General features: G+C 74.0%; 16 protein-coding genes and 1 pseudogene. 6 read left to right on the top strand and 11 right to left on the bottom strand.

The features are described 5' to 3' along the window. Positions 1-3: 3 nt before the first annotated feature. From ACY34K_RS28150 to ACY34K_RS28110, 9 genes and pseudogenes are all read right to left on the bottom strand, one after another. Positions 4-1,161, bottom strand: a pseudogene (locus ACY34K_RS28150) (GNAT family N-acetyltransferase); the annotation flags it as partial. Then, entirely contained in the window at positions 1,158-1,826 is a 669-nt protein-coding gene (locus tag ACY34K_RS28145) for a YveK family protein (RefSeq protein WP_462752022.1), read from the bottom strand. The gene ACY34K_RS28145 and the pseudogene ACY34K_RS28150, both read right to left, overlap by 4 nt. Then, positions 1,823-2,923, bottom strand: coding sequence for a glycosyltransferase (locus ACY34K_RS28140; protein ID WP_462752020.1), 1,101 nt, complete (start codon positions 2,921-2,923; stop codon positions 1,823-1,825). Before ACY34K_RS28140 ends, ACY34K_RS28145 begins: the two co-directional genes overlap by 4 nt. After that, positions 2,920-3,675: a polysaccharide deacetylase family protein gene (locus ACY34K_RS28135; RefSeq protein ID WP_462752018.1), complete on the bottom strand. Its 756-nt coding sequence runs from the start codon at positions 3,673-3,675 to the stop codon at positions 2,920-2,922. The genes ACY34K_RS28140 and ACY34K_RS28135 overlap by 4 nt, the downstream gene beginning before the upstream one ends. Beyond that, entirely contained in the window at positions 3,602-5,347 is a 1,746-nt protein-coding gene (locus ACY34K_RS28130; RefSeq protein WP_462752016.1) for a lipid II flippase MurJ, read from the bottom strand. Before ACY34K_RS28130 ends, ACY34K_RS28135 begins: the two co-directional genes overlap by 74 nt. Next, positions 5,344-6,672 (bottom strand): O-antigen ligase family protein, encoded by a 1,329-nt coding sequence (locus ACY34K_RS28125; RefSeq protein WP_462752014.1) that lies wholly within the window; start codon positions 6,670-6,672, stop codon positions 5,344-5,346. Before ACY34K_RS28125 ends, ACY34K_RS28130 begins: the two co-directional genes overlap by 4 nt. Continuing rightward, positions 6,672-8,159 (bottom strand): exopolysaccharide biosynthesis polyprenyl glycosylphosphotransferase, encoded by a 1,488-nt coding sequence (locus ACY34K_RS28120; protein ID WP_462752012.1) that lies wholly within the window; start codon positions 8,157-8,159, stop codon positions 6,672-6,674. The genes ACY34K_RS28125 and ACY34K_RS28120 overlap by 1 nt, the downstream gene beginning before the upstream one ends. Next, entirely contained in the window at positions 8,156-9,298 is a 1,143-nt protein-coding gene (locus tag ACY34K_RS28115; RefSeq protein WP_462752010.1) for a glycosyltransferase, read from the bottom strand. The genes ACY34K_RS28120 and ACY34K_RS28115 overlap by 4 nt, the downstream gene beginning before the upstream one ends. Positions 9,299-9,381: 83 nt before the next feature. Continuing rightward, on the bottom strand, positions 9,382-10,494 hold the full coding sequence (locus tag ACY34K_RS28110; protein ID WP_462752008.1) for a DUF3344 domain-containing protein: 1,113 nt from the start codon (positions 10,492-10,494) through the stop codon (positions 9,382-9,384). Between the two features lie 340 nt (positions 10,495-10,834). Between ACY34K_RS28110 and ACY34K_RS28105 the strand changes: the two genes are divergently transcribed. The 5 genes from ACY34K_RS28105 to ACY34K_RS28085 all read left to right on the top strand — a co-directional run bounded on the left by ACY34K_RS28105 (position 10,835) and on the right by ACY34K_RS28085 (position 13,751). Continuing rightward, positions 10,835-11,074 carry a chaplin gene (locus ACY34K_RS28105; protein WP_462752006.1) on the top strand — a complete coding sequence of 80 codons (240 nt, stop codon included), beginning with the start codon at positions 10,835-10,837 and terminating at the stop codon, positions 11,072-11,074. 299 nt (positions 11,075-11,373) lie between these two features. Next, the gene (locus ACY34K_RS28100; protein WP_462752004.1) at positions 11,374-12,114 is read left to right on the top strand and encodes a hypothetical protein; all 741 of its coding nucleotides are present in this window, start codon (positions 11,374-11,376) and stop codon (positions 12,112-12,114) included. A 213-nt stretch (positions 12,115-12,327) separates the two neighbouring features. Then, positions 12,328-12,606 (top strand): hypothetical protein, encoded by a 279-nt coding sequence (locus tag ACY34K_RS28095; protein WP_462752002.1) that lies wholly within the window; start codon positions 12,328-12,330, stop codon positions 12,604-12,606. 201 nt (positions 12,607-12,807) lie between these two features. Further along, positions 12,808-13,320 (top strand): hypothetical protein, encoded by a 513-nt coding sequence (locus ACY34K_RS28090; RefSeq protein ID WP_462752000.1) that lies wholly within the window; start codon positions 12,808-12,810, stop codon positions 13,318-13,320. 152 nt (positions 13,321-13,472) lie between these two features. After that, positions 13,473-13,751: a chaplin gene (locus ACY34K_RS28085; protein ID WP_462751999.1), complete on the top strand. Its 279-nt coding sequence runs from the start codon at positions 13,473-13,475 to the stop codon at positions 13,749-13,751. Between the two features lie 65 nt (positions 13,752-13,816). Here the strand turns inward: ACY34K_RS28085 and ACY34K_RS28080 are convergent, their stop codons facing one another. Both ACY34K_RS28080 and ACY34K_RS28075 read right to left on the bottom strand, forming a co-directional pair. Then, complete coding sequence (locus ACY34K_RS28080) at positions 13,817-14,683, bottom strand: tyrosinase family protein (RefSeq protein WP_462751997.1); 867 nt, start codon at positions 14,681-14,683, stop codon at positions 13,817-13,819. Next, complete coding sequence (locus tag ACY34K_RS28075; protein WP_462751996.1) at positions 14,667-15,101, bottom strand: tyrosinase family oxidase copper chaperone; 435 nt, start codon at positions 15,099-15,101, stop codon at positions 14,667-14,669. Before ACY34K_RS28075 ends, ACY34K_RS28080 begins: the two co-directional genes overlap by 17 nt. 224 nt (positions 15,102-15,325) lie before the next feature. Between ACY34K_RS28075 and ACY34K_RS28070 the strand changes: the two genes are divergently transcribed. Beyond that, positions 15,326-15,826: a DUF5949 family protein gene (locus ACY34K_RS28070; protein WP_462751994.1), complete on the top strand. Its 501-nt coding sequence runs from the start codon at positions 15,326-15,328 to the stop codon at positions 15,824-15,826. Positions 15,827-16,020: the final 194 nt, after the last annotated feature.

Genomic DNA, 16,020 nt, shown 5'->3' with positions numbered 1-16,020 from the left:
CGCGCCGCGCCGTAGCCTGCGCACCCACGGCCGCCCGCGTGCCCAGTCCGCCGCCCGCCGGCGGCCGCGCGCGTACGCCACCCGCAGCAGCAGCGCCGGCGCCGTCCGGCGGCGGCCCAGCAGCAGCCGGCGGTTGCCGACCACCTCGGGACGCCAGTGGTGCTTGTACGGTTCGGCGCCCCGCAGCAGGCTCAGCGTCTCGCAGCCCTTCGCCTCGCTCCCCCGGGCACTGTTGCGCAGCAGCAGGGTCGACACGTCCAGCTTCGCGGAACGCAGGACCGGGTCCGCCCCGTACAGATAACCGCCGGACAGCCGCGGCGACATCAGCGTGAGATCCACGGCCACCACGTCGCCGTCCAGGTGGAATTCCGTGACCATCGCGTCCCCCGAGCGGACCATGGCCGTCACCGCCCGCCGTAGGTGCTCGGCGAACCGCGGCCGGAGGTGCTCGGGTGTCACCCCCCGGCCCGCCCACTGCCGCCGGTGCAGGTCCAGGAGCCGCAGCAGCGCCCCGGGCACCTCGGCGCCCGTCATCACCCGCGCCTCGACCCCGGTCCGGTCGATCCGGCGCAGATGCGAGCGGGCCCGCTGCGCCCGCGACGAGGGCAACCGCCCCACCAGCTCGTCGATCGGCACGGCGGGCAGCTCCAGACAGACGGAGTCCGGCAGCCGGCAGCGCGGCCCGCGCCACCGGTCGTGGATCCGCTCGGCGGCGGCCCCCGGGCGTACCTCCCGCAGATCGATCACGGCGGTGCGGGCGAGCGCGCGCAGCGCACCGGCCAGCGCGGACTCGGCGCCCGGGCAGGAGTCGTCGACCAGTACGTCGCAGTAGTCGGTGATGGCGCCCCCGAGGTGGGTGAGGGCGGGGACCGGGCCGCCCTTCAGCCACAGGGGCGCCGCCGCGACGAGCGCCCCGTCGCGGCGGCGGTGCACCAGAACGACCCGCAGCCGCCCCGGGGTGCCGTACGACAGCCACCACGAGTGCAGCCAGGCGTGCGACTGGAACGGGGTGGCGGTCGCGCACCGCCGGTACAGCTGCGACCAGTCGGCGGACAGCCCCCCGAAGGTCTCGCCGTCCCGGCACACGGTGACGCCGAAGTCCTCCGCGGCGGCGCCCGCGGCTCCGGCGGCCCGCGTCCGGGGGGAGTGCGCGGTGGTCATACGGCCTCCGGCTGCGGCTCGGCTTCCGCCGGTCCCGGCACACTCGCGTACCGCTCCTCCGGCTCGTCGCGCTTCCGGGGCCGTACGAGCAGCCACAGGCCGCCGAGCAGACCGCCCGCGCAGCCGCCGACGAGAACGGACAGCGGCCCGGAGGGCGAGACCGGCTCGGTGGGACGGGCGGCGCGGGTGAACTGGAGGACCCGCACGCCCATACGGTCCTGGGTGTGCGAGCCCTGCAGCACCAGGGCCCGGGCCACGCTGTCGGCCATGCCGGCCGCGGTCCGCGGGCTGGACGACCGGGCGGTCACGGAGATCATCGGGGCGTCCGGGGAGGTCGCCGCCTGCACGTTCTCCCGCAGGGTGCGCGCGGAGACCCCGGCCCACACCTGGGCGTCGCCGACGACGGCGATGTCCGTGGCGACCCGCCCGTACGCCTGGGCCAGGCCCATCGCGCCGGCCGGGTCGGACCTCTCGGCGGGCACGACGACGACATAGCTGGTGGCGGCGTACTCGGGGGTCTTCAGCAGCCCGTACCCGCCGCCGGCGGCCACACCGACGAGGGCGGCCGCGGGCACCGCCCACCAGCGGCGGGGGCGGAACGGGAGCGAGGACGGTCGGGTGAGCCGGCCGAACACACGGCGGACGGAGAAGGATTGCGGGGTCATCGGAAACTCGCTTCGCGATAGAGGGTGCGGTAGAGGGTCAGCAGCTGCTGGGCGCTGTGGGCGATGTCGTAGCGGTGCGCGGCGGGCGGCACGGGCAGCCGCTCCGGGCCCCGGCGCCGGAGGTCGTCGAGCGCCGCGACGACGTCCGGGACCGTTCCGGCGACGCGCCGCGCGCCGGGCGCGTCCTCCGGCCGCAGGTCGTCCAGGGCGGGGCACGCCACGTAGAGGACCGGCAGTCCGGCGGCGAGCGCCTCCACGATCGCCAGTCCGAACGCCTCGTCCGGGGAGGTGGACACGAACACGTCCATCGCCGACAGCAGGGCGGGCAGGTCGTCCTCGCACGCCCCCGCCCACACCACCCGGTCGGCGGCACCGCACGACCGGGCCACCCGGCCGAGTGAGCGGCGCTGGTCCCCCTCGCCGACCAGGAGCAGCCGGGCGCCGGGCAGCGCCCCGACGGCGCGGATCAGCGTGTCGAACCGCTTCCCGGGGGCGAGCCGCCCGACGCCGCCCACGACGAACTCGTCCCCGGCGAGGCCCAGCCGCTCCCGGGCTGCCACGCGCGCGCCGGCGTCGAAGGCGAACCGGGCGATGTCGATGCCGTTGGGCACCACCCGGATCCGCCCGGGCCGCACGCCCCAGCCGGCCAGGCGCCGGGCGACGGTGTCGGAGACGGCGACCGTCGCCGTGCCGAGCTGCTCGCTGGCGAGGTAGAGGGCGCGGGCCCCCGTGCTCAGTGCCCGGCCCTCGATCTGGGCGGCGCCCAGCGAGTGCTCGGTCGCGATCACCGTCCGGACGCCGGCGAGCCGGGCGGCGAACCGCCCGTACACACAGGCCCGGTAGAGGTGGGTGTGGACGACGTCGAAGCGGCCGCGCCTGATGAACCGGGCCAGCCGCGGCAGGGCCGCCAGGTCCCGGTTGCCGCGCATTCCGAGATGGGCGACCGGCACACCGTCGGCCCGCAGGCCCTCGGCGACCGCGCCGGGGTTGGTGAGGGTGACGACGCTGCTGGTGACGGGCAGATGGCGCAGCAGCAGCCGCAGTTGCTGCTCCGCGCCGCCGATGCCGAGGCCGGTGATGACGTGCAGGACCTTCACGACACCACCGGCGCTCCGGACGGCAGCCCCACGGGGCTCTGGCGGCGCAGGCCGTGCAGCCGGCGCTTGGCGTGCAGGCGCCAGGAGGTGTCGCGCTGCCCGATGTGGACGCGCGGCAGGGCGAAGACGCTGCTGAGCGGGCCGGGGTCGATGGCGCAGCCGTAGCCGTAGCCGGCCTCGCGGACGGCCCGCACGACGCGGGCGTCGAGATCGCCGTACGGGTAGCAGAACCCCTCCGCGGCGGAACCGGTGATCGTACGGATCAGCTCCCGGCTCTCCCGGGTCTCGGCGCGCAGGGTGCGGTCGTCGGCGGACGTCAGGGAGACGTGCCGCAGGCCGTGCGAGGCGACCTCCATGCCGGCGGCGACGCAGCGGCGGAGGTCGGGCTCGGTCAGGAGCGGTTTGCGGGGGCCGCGTTCGTCCCACGCGTTGTCGCCGCCGAGCCGGCCGGGCAGCACGAAGACGGTGGCGGTGCAGTCGTGGCGGCGGAGGAGCGGAACGGCCTCACCGAGGAAGTCGGCGTACCCGTCGTCGAAGGTCAGGCCGACCAGGCCGCGGCCGCGGCCGCGGGCCCGGGCGCGCAGGAGTTCGCCCATGCCGACGCCGCGCAGGCCGCGGGCCCGCAGCCAGCGCAGCTGCCGGTCCAGACGGCCGGGCGTGACGGTCACCCGGTACGGGTCATCCCGGTTCTCGTCGACCGAGTGGTACATCGCCACCCACAGGGGCTGTTTCCGGGGTTTCCGACGGAGCATGGACCGGCCTTCGTGCGACGGAGCGGATGAGGGAGCGGAGCACCGGCGCCCGCAGGGCGCAGGCGACGGCGAGGAACACGGCGGTGGCCGTGGTGAGGGCGAGCAGCGCCGCGAGGAGCGGCGGCCCGGCCGCGCACAGGTACCCGGCGAGGGTGGCCGCGGCGGCAGCGGCGGTGAGCCGGGCGAGTACGGCCGCCAGCCGGCGGATGTCGAGGGGGATGCTCTGGCGGTGGGCGCCGAGGAGCAGCAGTCCCGCGGTGAGGGTGATGCCGAGCGCGTTGGCCGCGGCGATCCCGGGGGCGCCGAACGGGCCGACCCAGACGAGGCCCGCGACGGCGGTGGCGGCGACGCCGGCGGCCATGACGGCGGCCGGGTACCAGAGCGGGCGGGCGGCGGAGAAGTAGCAGCGAGCGAGGGCGCCGACGAGGGTCTGGCCGAGCAGCCCGAGCGCGTAGACCCGCATCACGGCGGCGGTCGCGGCCGTGTCGGCCCGGTCGAAGGCGCCGCGCTGGAAGAGCAGTTCGACGAGCTGGGGAGCGGCGGCCACCACGGTCGCGGCACCGATGAGGACCATCATGGCGGCGAGGACCAGGTCGCGCTCGGCCCGGGCGCGGGCGGCGCGGATGTCTCCCGCGGCGGCCGCGCGCGCGACGACGGGGAAGCTGACGGTGCACAGCATCAGCGAGAGCACCATCGGCAGCTGGGCGACCTTCTGGGCGTAGTTGAGGTGCGAGATGGCCCCGGCGGGGAGCGGCGCGGCGAGGAACCGCTCGACGAGGACCTGCGACTGGCGGCTCACCGCGAAGACCAGGACGGGGGCGAGCACGGCCCAGACGATCAGCGGCGGGCCCGTCCGGCGCGTGTGGGTGGCGGTCTTCTCGTGGGACGTCAGCTGCCGCCACAGCGGGGGCAGTTGGAGCAGCACCATGAGCAGACCACCTGCGGCGACCCCGGCGGCCGCGGCCCGCACGCCCCACCCGGGGCCGAACAGGACGACCGTCGCGATGATGCCTGCGTTGTACGCGATGTAGATGGCGGCCGGGGCGGTGAACCGGCCGTGGGCGCGCAGGGCCGCGCTGCAGTAGCCGGCGAGCGCGAAGGACAGCACGCAGGTGGCGGTCAGCCGGGTGCAGTCGACGGCGAGCTGTTGCTGCGGCAGCCCGGGCGCCAGGACCGGTACGAGCCAGGGGGCGGTGACGACGAGCAGTCCCGCGGCCGCGCCCGTCCCGAGGGCCGCCTTCGGCAGGGTGTCCCGGACGAGGGCGCGCACCGGGTCGGGCCGCGCCCCGGCCGCCCGGCGGGCCAGGGCGGCGCTGAACGCGGGGACGAGGACGAGCGCCATGGCGTCCTCGATGAGGAGCGTCGCGGCGAACTCGGGGACCGTCCAGGCGACGAGGAACGCGTCGGTCCCGCCGCCCGCGCCGAAGTCGTGGGCCAGCAGCTGGTCCCGCACCAGCCCCAGCAGCGCGCCGAGCGCGGTGAGGGCGGCGGTGAGCAGCGCGGCGCGGGCGAGGAACCGGCTGGAGGGCGCCCACGCGGGTGTGGCGGGCCCGGCCCGCTCGGCGAGCGCGACACCACCGCCCGCTCCCGCGTCGGCCGGCCCGTGCGGGGTCCGGCCGCGGCCCGGCGTTCCTTCGGCGCCGTCCGCGGCTTCGCGCAGGGGGCCGGTCATCTTGGTGCCCCCGGGTTGCGCGGCGCCAGGGCGAACCAGGCCGCGAGGCCCAGGACCACCGCGGTCAGCACCGTGGTGGGGCCGCCGATGTCGGCGTACGCGAAGTCGACCAGCAGCCAGGTCAGCAGGCCGGTCGCGACGATCGCGCATTCGGCGCCCGTGCGGGAGCGGCGGGCGGCCGGGAGCCGGCGCAGGGCGCAGACCAGCAGCGCGACCCAGCTGCCCGCGGTGGCGACGAGCCCCAGCAGGCCCTGTTCGCTCAGCAGCAACAGATACATGTTGTGCGGCGACAGCAGCGGGAGGCGGCGGAAGGCCTGGCCCGCGCCGCCGGTTTCGCTGCCGGAGGAGAGTGCCAGTGAGGCGTGGCTGTCGCGGTAGAGGGGGAAGCCCTTGGGGCCGACGCCGGTGAGGGGTTCGGCGCGCCACATCGCGGCCGCCGCGGCCCACATGGTGTACCGGTCGGTGACCGACCGGTCGGGGGCGGCGGTGACCTGCGAGATGCTCGCCACCCTTTCCTTCACCATCTGCGAGCCGATGCCGAACCCGGCGACCAGGACGACCCCGAGCGCCCCGGCGGTGAGCGCGACGCGCAGGGCACGGCGCACACCGGACAGCGCCAGTTGCACCACACACGCCGCGAGCGTCGCGATCCAGGCGCCCCGGCTGAACGAGAGCACCAGCGGGACGGTCAGCAGCCCGGCGCAGACCAGGGCGGCGGCCCGGCTCCGGCCGGTGGACGTGAGCACGAGACCGACGGCCGCCAGCAGGCCGTAGGAGACGGCGGTCGCCATGGCCATCACATCGGCGGGGCCGAAGGTCCCGACGGCGCGGACGTCCTCGCCCATGTACGAGGCGCCGGTTCCGGTGGCGTACTGGACGACCCCGATCCCGCCCTCGACCAGCGCGAGGGCGATCAGCGACCACGCCACCAGCGTGAAGTCGCGCCGGTCGCGCAGCAGCAGGACGACGGCGGCCGGGACCAGCACGAAGACCTGGAGGTGGCGGACCAGGCCGGGCAGGCCGGCGACCGGGTCGTTGGAGGCGACGGCGGCGACGCAGACGCCGAGCACCGGCAGGCCCAGCACGACGCCGGCGGTCCGGGTGAGCGGGTGGACCCGGGCGCGCACCACCCGCAGCAGGCAGAAGACGACGAGCACGGCGGACGCCGCGTCCGCCGCGGTCCCGGTGCCGTTCCCGGTGGGCGACGGGTCGCCGGCGGGCGGTACGACGAGCAGCGCGACGACCGCCAGCAGGGGCAGCAGGTGTGCCCTGCGGGCCAGGGACGTCGGCACGGGCGACGTGGAAAGGACGGTGTGGGCGGTCATCAGCTGCCTGCCGGACGGATGAGGGAGGCCGCCGTGCGCAGCAGGATGCACACGTCCTGCCAGAGCGACCAGTGGTCGATGTAGTGGTTGTCGAAGCGGCACCGGTCCTCGATGGAGGTGTCGCCGCGCAGACCGTGCACCTGGGCGAGTCCGGTCAGCCCGACGGGCATCCGGTGCCGTGCCCCGTAGCCCGGGTGGGCGTGAGTGAACTTGGCGACGAAGAAGGGGCGTTCGGGCCGGGGGCCGACAAGGCTCATGTCGCCGCGCAGCACGTTCCACAGTTGCGGCAGCTCGTCCAGCGACGAGCGGCGCAGGAAGCCGCCGACCGCGCTCAGGCGCTCGTCGTGGGCGACGCTCCACCGGGTCGCCGCCTCCTCGTCGCTCGACGGGCGCAGGGTACGGAACTTCAGCAGCGTGAACAGCCGGCCGTCCTTGCCCACGCGCTCCTGCCGGAAGAGCACCCCCGGCCCGTCCGACAGCCGGATCGCGGCCGCGCAGAGCAGCAGCAGCGGGGAGAGGAGCGTGAGCATCAGGCCCGCGACGGTGACGTCGAGGATCCGTTTGGGCAGTCGCGCGCCGGGGACGGGCGAGGTGCTCAGCGGACGGCACTCGAAGCCCCAGAGGTGCCGGCTCATCGCCGTGCGCGCCGGCTTCTCCGCGGCGCCGGGGTCGCCCGGGACCAGGCCGACCAGCCGGCTCGCGCAGCCGTGGTGGCCGAACAGCCCGAGCAGGTCGTGCCGCCGCTCGTCGTCGTCGCCCGCGGGCGGTCCGGCGACGAACAGGGCTTCCTGGACGCTGTTCTGGGTGATGGCCCGCTGGATCTCCTCGATGGTCGTCAGCACCGGCAGCGCGGGCTTGTCGCGGGCCGGCTGCGGGATGTCCTGGGGTGCGCCGACGATGCCGACCGGCCGGATGCCGTATTCGGGGTGCTCGGCCAGCACGGCCGCGATCCGCCGGGCGGCCGGGGCGGGCCCCACGACGAGGGCGGACCGGGGCTGGGCGCGGGCGGCCCTGCGCCGCCGGTGGTGCAGAACGCCCCGGCAGGCGCTCACCCACACCAGGTGTGCGGCGTACGCGGCGGCCAGGGCGCCCAGCGGGACGGCGCGGGTGGGGGTCTGTGCGGCGAGCAGCGCGGCGGCGGCGCACCACGCGATGGCGGCCCGCGAGGCGAGGGCGGGCAGTTCGTCGAGGAGGAAGGGGAGGTGGCCGGGCCGGTACAGCCCGGCGTACGCGTTGAGCACCGCCACGCAGAAGGTCAGCTGGAGCAGGAGGGCGGCGTCCCGCTGCTGCTCGCCCAGCAGGGCCGAGCCCACCAGCACGGCGACGCAGTCGGCCGCGACGAGGGCGGAGGCGGAGGGCGGGGCGGGGGTGGTGCGGCGTGGCAGGACCGCCACCCGGTCGGCGGACCCGCGCGGCGGCGCGACGGAAGCGACCGACGTGACGGCGCTGCCGGAGGCGGTGGAGGTGCTGGTGCTTTCCGTGGTCACTGGGAGACCGGCTCTCTGAACTCGCGGCGGCGTGGTGCGGCGACCTCGCGGTACACGTCCGCGAGGGCCGCGCTCGCGCGCCGTACGTCGAATCGCTGGAGTACGTGCTGGTGGGCCTGGCGGCCCAGGGCCTGCCGCAGGATCGGCCGCTGCAGCAGCCGGACGAGGGCGGCGCCCAGCGCCTCCGGGTCGTCCGGCGGCACCAGGCAGTGGGACTCCTGCCCCGGCGGCAGGCTCTCGCGGGCGCCGTCCACGTCGGTGAGGAGGACGGGCCGCCCGCCGGCCATGGCCTCCAGGGGGGCGAGCGCCATGCCTTCCCAGCGGGAGGGCAGGACGACCAGGTCGGCGGCCCGGTACCAGGGGGCCGCGTCGTCGACGGCCCCCGCGAAGACGACCGACGCGGGTGCGGAGGCGCGCAGGGCCTCGGCCCACGGCCCGTCACCGACGAGCACCAGCCGGGCCTGCGGCAACCGCTCCACGACCCCCGGCCAGGCCCGGAGCAGGATGTCCTGGCCCTTCTGCCGGCACAGCCGCCCCACGCACACCACGACGGGCACACCGGGGGGCAGCGTCACGGTCCCGGCCAGCGCGGCCCGGGAGGAGGCCCGGTCGGTCCCGACGGCGAACCGGGCGACGTCCACCCCGTTGTGGACGACCGTCCAGGCGGCCCGGACGCCGGCCCGCTCGCCCCTCAGCCGTTCGGCCTCGCTGACGCAGACGATCCGGTCGGTCCACCGGGCGGCCCAGCGCTCCCAGCTCCGGGCGAGCACGGCGGTGGCGCCGCCGACGGCCTCGAACGACCAGGCGTGCGGCTGGTACACGGTCGGGATGCGGCCGCGCACAGCGAGCCGGGCGGCCAGGCCGGCCTTGGCGCTGTGGGCGTGGACCAGCCGGGGACGGACCAGGTCGACGATCTCGGTGAGGCGCCTGGTCTCCCCCACGAGCCCGGGGCCCGGGTCGCGGCCGGCCCGCCAGGGGTGCACCTCGGCGCCCTCGGCACGGGCCGCGGCGGCCAGCGGCGACCCCGGGGGGCAGGCGACGGCCACCCGCAGCCCCCGTGCCACCTGCGCGCCGACCACGTCGGTGACCACCCGGGCCACGCCGCCGTCACCGGGCTGGACAACATGCAGTGCGGTCATCTCAGGACGCACGCGTGACCCTTTCTACGAAGCCTGCTGCGAACGTGGGCAGTGAGGCGTCGGCGCTTCGGGCGCGGTGAGGTTCAGGGGCGGGCGTCCGCCGTGAGGAACAGCGCGCCGAGCCAGACGGTGTCCGGCCGGGAGTCGATCCGGACCGCGATCCTGTCGGCCCCGCCGCGGAAGGCGCTGCGCAGGTTGAAGACGTCGGAGTCGTACCCGAGCGTGTTCAGGTGGGCCGGGAAGCGGCCGGTCCGGCCGGTGCCGAAGTCGGTGATGCCGGAGTTCAGCACGTCCTTGACGGAGTTGGCCGCATCGCTGAGCGGGGTGCGGCCGGCGCGCGTCTCGACGGTCAGGGAGTCCCCCTGGGTGCCGCGGTCTCCGTCGTAGGCGACGATCCCGAGGCGCCCGGGCGCGTCCACCGGGACGGACAGCCTGCCGAAGTCGACGCGCAGTGCGCTCCGGTCGGCGCCGAGCGTCTCGAAGCCGTCCCACAGGGCCAGATGGCGCAGTGGTTCGTCCTTCTTCTCGTAGGCGACGACCATGGTCCAGCCGCCCCACGCGCCGGCCGCCGACCGGCCCATCGCGGCGTTGACCTGGGCCACGGTGTACAGGCCGGGCCCGGAGTCCCGGACGAGCCGGGTCACGTCGGCCGTGGCCTGGAAGGCGTCCGCGCCGTCCGCGGTGCGATGACCGACGACGGAGTCCGCGAGCAGTTCCTTGTACTCCCCGCCGGGCTCGGCGATCAGCACCCGCCCGTTGTCCTCGGGCGGCTTCTGCTCGTCCACGCGCAGGTTCCCGCCCCAGTACAGCCGGGCGTAGGTGACCTTCGCGTCCTGCGGCAGCCGGACCTCTCCACGACTGGAGTTGTAGGTGTTCCGGTCGTCGTCCACGTCCACGTAGAACATGTCGTACGCGTCATTGGCGGACGCCCCTCCGCGGCGTGCGGAAGCACACGGAACGGCGGAACGCACGACGGGCCGGTCGGGGTCGGGCACCGTACGGCAACTGATCGCCGAATTCGCCGCGCGGACCATTCCGCCGTGCTGCAGGGCGTAGTGGCGCTGGGCGAACGGAATACGGGTGGCCTCCTCCTTTCCGGACGGTGCCGCGGCGGCCGGGAGCGCCGCCGACAATGCCGTGCACGAGAGGAGAAAAAGCAGTCCACGACGCACCGCAAGAACCACTGAATTCCGCATACAGGTTCTCCGCTTTGCTGAGTGAGGGGAACACCGCGAAGAGGCATGAGAGGGTGACGGGCGCGCGCGGCAGCGCGAGAGGATTCCCGCCCGGACGGACCGGAAGCAACGAGCAGCTGACGAGCACGAACGTTATAACCGAACGACCACAACACGAAGCATTTGAAACACGGTCTGAGCAAATTCCTTTTCGCCCTGATCGATTCACGGAGGCGGTGGGAGCGTCCCGTCGCGCGACGGTTCACCCGTTCGGTGGCGCAACCGGGGAAAACGTGCGGCGTTCTTCACGTAGCCGGCCAAGTCGGCGCGCAGTACCTCATCAACCTAGGAGCTCTTCACCATGTCCCGTATCGCGAAGGCCGTAGTCCTGACCTCCGCCGTCGCCGCCTCGGTCGTCGGCGCCTCCGGAGCCGCAGTTGCCGATTCCGACGCCAAGGGTGCGGCCGTGGGTTCCCCCGGTGTCGTGTCCGGCAACGTCATCCAGGTCCCGATCCACATCCCGATCAACATCTGCGGCAACACCGTCGACGTCATCGGTGTCCTCAACCCGGCCTTCGGCAACGTCTGCATCAACGACTGACGTCGCGGCCCCGGCCGTCAGGCCGGTCGGCACCACGGCAACACCCGGTGCGCCATCCCTCGGGGTGGCGCACCGCGCTGTGCCGGGGCCCGCGTCCTCCGACAGGGCGGCCCGCCACCCTGTCGGCGGCGGTCGGAGGGGGCATCCGGGAGTCCGGCGCCGCGCGCCTTCCCGGCAGGTCAGCCGGGCCGAATCACCCATGGAGCGCAGTGACGCTCCGTCACGCAAGCGTTTGCGGCCCGCGAGGGGCGGACTCACGGTGATGTCACGTTCCCGACGCACCCCCGGAAGGACAACGCATGCGCCACCTGACATCTCGTCGTGTCGCGGCCACGGCGATCTGCGCCGCTCTCGCCCTCGGCACGGCGGGCCCCGCCGTCGCGCTCACCCACGAGGGCCCGCGAGCGGCCGCGAAGCCGGCCGCCTCCGCCACGCTCCGGACCGACGTCATCGACGATCTCCTCGCCCTGGTGACCCAGCTGGTCGGCACCGGCACCGGTACCGGCACCGGCGGCAACGCCGCCGTCTCACAGTCCGTGATCGACAGCTCGATCAACCAGGGGGACACCGAGCTCACGGAGGCCGAGGCCAAGCAGGTCGCGTCGGTCCTCGAAGCGGTCCTGGGCACGATCGCCACCATCGTCCCGTCGGCCTCCATGTCCTCCGCGCTGCCCACCGGCGTGACCCAGGAGCTGATCGTGCCGCCCGCGGACGCCCCGGCCGCCACGGTCCCCGCACCCGCGGACGAGACCACGATCGACACCGCGGCGGACGCCGCCACCGACGCCGAGGCCGCGGCGATGACCGCGCTCGACCAGGCGATCGACGAGCTGGTCGCCGCCGCCGAGAAGGGCGACTCGGGCTCCGCCGTGCTGAAGGTGAACGCGGCCGCGAAGCAGCTCGTCGACGCGCTCACGGCGGCGTACGGCACGGGCACGACGGCCCCGTCGGCCCCGGCCCTCCCCGCGACGACCCTCCCCGCGACGACGCTGCCCGCCTCGGCGGCTCCGGCCGCCGTGCCCATGAGCGTCCGGTTCTGATCCCGCCCCTCGGGTCGCTCATCGGAGAATAAGACCGATTCGCCTCATTCGGGTGCAGTGCCGAGAATTCCTCCCTTCCAGAGTTTCCCCCGCACGGAGGGCTCGTTACAGAAGACAGAGCGCCACACGGGTGATCTTCACATCACCGTGCCGGTGTGTCAGTTGTGACGAAGAGACGCCATACGACGCCTTTCAAAGGAAGGACCTCTCCCGATGAAGCCCACGAAGGTTGCCGCAGCCGTTGCCGGTTCCGTGATGGCTCTGGGTGTGGCGACCCCGGCCTTCGCCGCCGACAGCAGCCTGACCCCATCGAACCTGAACCAAGCGGTCGACACCGTGGGCAAGCACGCCCTCGCCGAGGCGGTCCCCGCGAACGCAGTGAACAAGGCGGCCGACAGCAAGGTCGTCGGCAAGGTCAAGAAGACCGCGGGCAAGCTGAACCCCAGCAAGACCGGCGCGCTGCTGGGCGGACTTCCGGTCGGCACGAAGTAGCGCCGGCACGGCCGAAACGCTCGGGCCGGCGGGAACGAATCCGTTCCCGCCGGCCCTTTTTTCGTATCCGGCGGATCCATGTGGGGGACGGGCCTTTGCTGCAACCAGGCGAATTCTGAGGCGTTGACCGGGGCGCGCTCGTTCTTCGAGTCAGCAACGCACTCACAAGCCACTCTCAAGCCCGGGAAGGCGTACACAGGAATGAACCTGAAATCTCAGGCCGGTATCGGGATCTTCGTCACGTGTCTTGCCTCGGCGGCCATGGTGTCCCCCGCCGCCGCCGTGCCGGAGGCTCCCGTGGTCCTGCCGCTGCAGGGCCTGGGCACGGTGCTCCCCGTGGAGCCCCCCACCGTGCGGACCGGCGTGCCGATCCCGATGCCCGGGACCCCGATGGGCCTGGGCGCCCGCGGGAAGGGCGGGATCCAGAAGGTACTCGTGCCGCAGGTACCGGTGTCGAGCGGACTGCCGAAGACCGAGATCGCCGCCCCGGTGCCGGATGTCGTCGGCTCCGCGCCGATCGCCCAGGCACTGCTCACCGCCCCGGGCTCGGACCTCGAGGCGATCACCCCCGGTGCCGCGGTGGGCGCGCCGCTCACGCTGCCGCGTCCCGAGAAGGGCGGCCGGCCCGACGTCGTCATGCCGGAGGTCGGTGTCGCCGCGCCGAGCGTGGTCGGCGCCCTGCAGTCGGAGCTGGGGCTGTCCACGGCCGGGTGACCGGAGACCCGACCACGCCCGAAAGAGCGACAACCCATGCCATATGCACGGTTGATACCGGTCTGACCGTTACTCAGAGCTCACGGGGGCGTTGTACGGGGGGTAACGACCGCAGGCCCGCGGTCCGATTTTCCATGTACAAGGAGAGCTTGATGTCTCGCATCGCGAAGGCTGCCGCCGTCCTCGTCGGCACGGGTGCCGTCGCCCTGAGCGGAACCGGCATGGCCGTCGCCGACGCCGAGGCGGAGGGTGCCGCCACGCACTCCCCCGGCGTTCTGTCCGGCAACCTGGGCCAGGTGCCCGTCCACGTGCCGATCAACGTGTGTGGCAACACCGTCGACATCATCGGCGCGCTGAACCCGGCGTTCGGCAACACCTGCCTCAACCTCGACGGCCACGACGACAAGCACGAGGCCGGCTACGGCGGCTGATCACCGGCTGACGCACCGAGCGGTCCCCCGGCCACCGGCCGGGGGACCGTTTTCGTGTCCCGCCCTCAGGCGTAGCGGTAGATGTGGCTGTGATCGGCCGTCGAGGCGGGCGTGACGCCCCAGGGCGGCATCGGTTCGTCCCGCGCGACGACCCGCCGGTACTGGGCCGACCCCCGCGGCGGCGGGGTCGCGGGCAGGTACGCCGCCTGCGGGTTCCTGCTCTGCCAGCGCGACCAGACCAGGTCGATGAAGGAGTGGTGGAGCCAGAAGACCGGGTCGTTGACGGACGCTCCGCCGAGCATCAGGCCGCCCACCCACCGGTGGACCCGGTTGTGGTTGCGCCACCGGGCGCTGCCCCTGGCCGGCGCCCACCCCTCGATCCTGTTGCGGAAGCCCGTGCGGCTGGTGGAGTTCCAGGGCGCCGAGTCGTAGACCGTCTCGGCGGTCGCCCGGTCCAGCTCCCGCCTCGTCGGCAACTCGATGGGGTTGGACGGGCGGCCGAAGTCACGCGTCAGGAAGGGCCGGTCGGTGACGCCGACCTTGATGGGCCAGTTCCCCCTGGCGTAGGCGAAGGGCCCCGTCATGACCTGGAGGTCCTGGCGGCGCCCGTTGCCGCCCATGAAGTCCTCGCTCCACAGGGAGGCGGCGGGCGTGTTGTCCTGCGTCCAGTCCCAGTACGGCACGGTCACCGTCGGGTCGATGCGCCTGAGGGCACGCTCGAACTCCAGCAGGTACTGGCGGTGCCAGGGCAGAAAAGTGGGCGCCATGTGCGCGACGCGGAGTCCCGCGTCACCGTCCGCGCTGTAGTAGTTGATGTGGGTGCGGACGAAGTCGTCGTACCGGCCACTCCGCTTCAGTTCGAGTACGGCGCCGACGAACTTCTTCCGTTCGGCGCCGGTCAGGTCGCGCTGGTTCTTACGGGTGTAGACCATGCTCTCCTCGCAGTCGGGCTCCGTGGGCGCCGGCGGCGGGGGCCAGCCGGGCGGTGCCGAGTTCGTCCACGGCCGCACGAGTGGCCTCAAGCGGCGTCGGATAGGACCGGTAGTGGTCCAGTGGGCTCAGGTAGCCGCCGTCCGCGCACCGCATGAGGTGCAGGGGCCGCCCGTCCACCCGGACGTCGAGCACGGGGGCGGGCGGCGGGGAGACGTGCGCCGCCGGGACGTGTTCCACCGGGACGGGCCGGCCCTGGATACGCCGGCCCCGGTAGACCTCGTCGAAGCCGTGGCCGCCGGGGGTCTGCGGCTCGCGCACGGCGGAGGTCCGGGCCACATGGGCGAGCGTGCCTCCGGTGAACGCGGCGACGGCGACCGTGAACAGAGTCCGCAGGACTCCGCGGCGGGTGGGTGTCATCGGCGAACTCCCTGCTCGGACGGACGGTGGGGACGGCCTCCCGGCGGCGTGGTACGACGGCTTGCCACCGGCACTCGCCGGGCACAACGACTTTGTGCGAAAACCGTTCCGGAGGGTGACGCCGAACCGGGGTACCCGGCCAGGTGAATTGCGCCGACCGGCCCTGGGCCGAACGGGTGGAAATTCGCGGGGGCACGCCGGTCGCGCCACTACTGTCCGGCCGTATGACCTCTTCCCCCGCTGTAACTCCCGGTCAGCAAGCCTCCGTTCTGGGTTCCCTCATCGTCATCCCGTGGGCCAGCGAGCCTTCCGCCGACTCTCCGGGGACACCGTTTCTGATGGTGTACTCGCTCGGGGACGGATGCGACGGACCCGAGGCCGGTGAGCAGGCGATGCGGGAAGAGCTGGAGAAGCACGGCCTGGCGATCGGCGCGCTGATCGACCTGGGGCGCGAGCCCCGTAGTCCGGTCACCCTGCTGGTCGAGGCCGAACAGGCCGTTCTTTCCATGCCCTTCATGAAGGTGCAGTGCCCGGTGCCGCGGGAGTGGGAGAAGGCCGCCCACGAGGCCGGGCAGGTCTATCTGATCTGCGCGACCCGGCCGTGGCCGGAAGCGGTGCCGGGGCGGCCGGTCGACGCGGACCGGCTGCGGGCGTTCGTGGGTGACGAGGAACTGCATGAGGCCAGCGCCCACTGCCTGCTCCCGGTCCGCCGGGTCCGGGCCTGACGTGTGTCCCCACTCCCCCATGCTGATGAAGAAAATCGCATAAACCCCGACATGTGGCGGCGGCGTGTAGCGTCGCCGCCATGACGATGACAGGCCTGAAGAAAGGGGCGTCCGTCGACCGGTCCGACCGGGGGCGGCACGCCACCGGCGGCGCGCGGGAATCCGGAGCCGGTGGCGAAGGAACCGGACCGGGG

This window comes from Streptomyces sp. STAM6 (genome assembly GCF_054963715.1).
The sequence above is the reverse complement of the archived record's forward strand: the minus strand, read 5'-3'. Positions and strand labels throughout refer to the sequence as shown.

Coding starts and splice junctions, on each gene's coding strand:
- ACY34K_RS28145 (WP_462752022.1), bottom strand. CDS start 1,826: ATGACCCCGCAATCCTTCTCCGTCCGCCGTGTGTTCGGCCGGCTCACC.
- ACY34K_RS28135 (WP_462752018.1), bottom strand. CDS start 3,675: ATGCTCCGTCGGAAACCCCGGAAACAGCCCCTGTGGGTGGCGATGTAC.
- ACY34K_RS28130 (WP_462752016.1), bottom strand. CDS start 5,347: ATGACCGGCCCCCTGCGCGAAGCCGCGGACGGCGCCGAAGGAACGCCG.
- ACY34K_RS28125 (WP_462752014.1), bottom strand. CDS start 6,672: ATGACCGCCCACACCGTCCTTTCCACGTCGCCCGTGCCGACGTCCCTG.
- ACY34K_RS28115 (WP_462752010.1), bottom strand. CDS start 9,298: ATGACCGCACTGCATGTTGTCCAGCCCGGTGACGGCGGCGTGGCCCGG.
- ACY34K_RS28110 (WP_462752008.1), bottom strand. CDS start 10,494: ATGCGGAATTCAGTGGTTCTTGCGGTGCGTCGTGGACTGCTTTTTCTC.
- ACY34K_RS28105 (WP_462752006.1), top strand. CDS start 10,835: ATGTCCCGTATCGCGAAGGCCGTAGTCCTGACCTCCGCCGTCGCCGCC.
- ACY34K_RS28100 (WP_462752004.1), top strand. CDS start 11,374: ATGCGCCACCTGACATCTCGTCGTGTCGCGGCCACGGCGATCTGCGCC.
- ACY34K_RS28095 (WP_462752002.1), top strand. CDS start 12,328: ATGAAGCCCACGAAGGTTGCCGCAGCCGTTGCCGGTTCCGTGATGGCT.
- ACY34K_RS28090 (WP_462752000.1), top strand. CDS start 12,808: ATGAACCTGAAATCTCAGGCCGGTATCGGGATCTTCGTCACGTGTCTT.
- ACY34K_RS28085 (WP_462751999.1), top strand. CDS start 13,473: ATGTCTCGCATCGCGAAGGCTGCCGCCGTCCTCGTCGGCACGGGTGCC.
- ACY34K_RS28080 (WP_462751997.1), bottom strand. CDS start 14,683: ATGGTCTACACCCGTAAGAACCAGCGCGACCTGACCGGCGCCGAACGG.
- ACY34K_RS28075 (WP_462751996.1), bottom strand. CDS start 15,101: ATGACACCCACCCGCCGCGGAGTCCTGCGGACTCTGTTCACGGTCGCC.
- ACY34K_RS28070 (WP_462751994.1), top strand. CDS start 15,326: ATGACCTCTTCCCCCGCTGTAACTCCCGGTCAGCAAGCCTCCGTTCTG.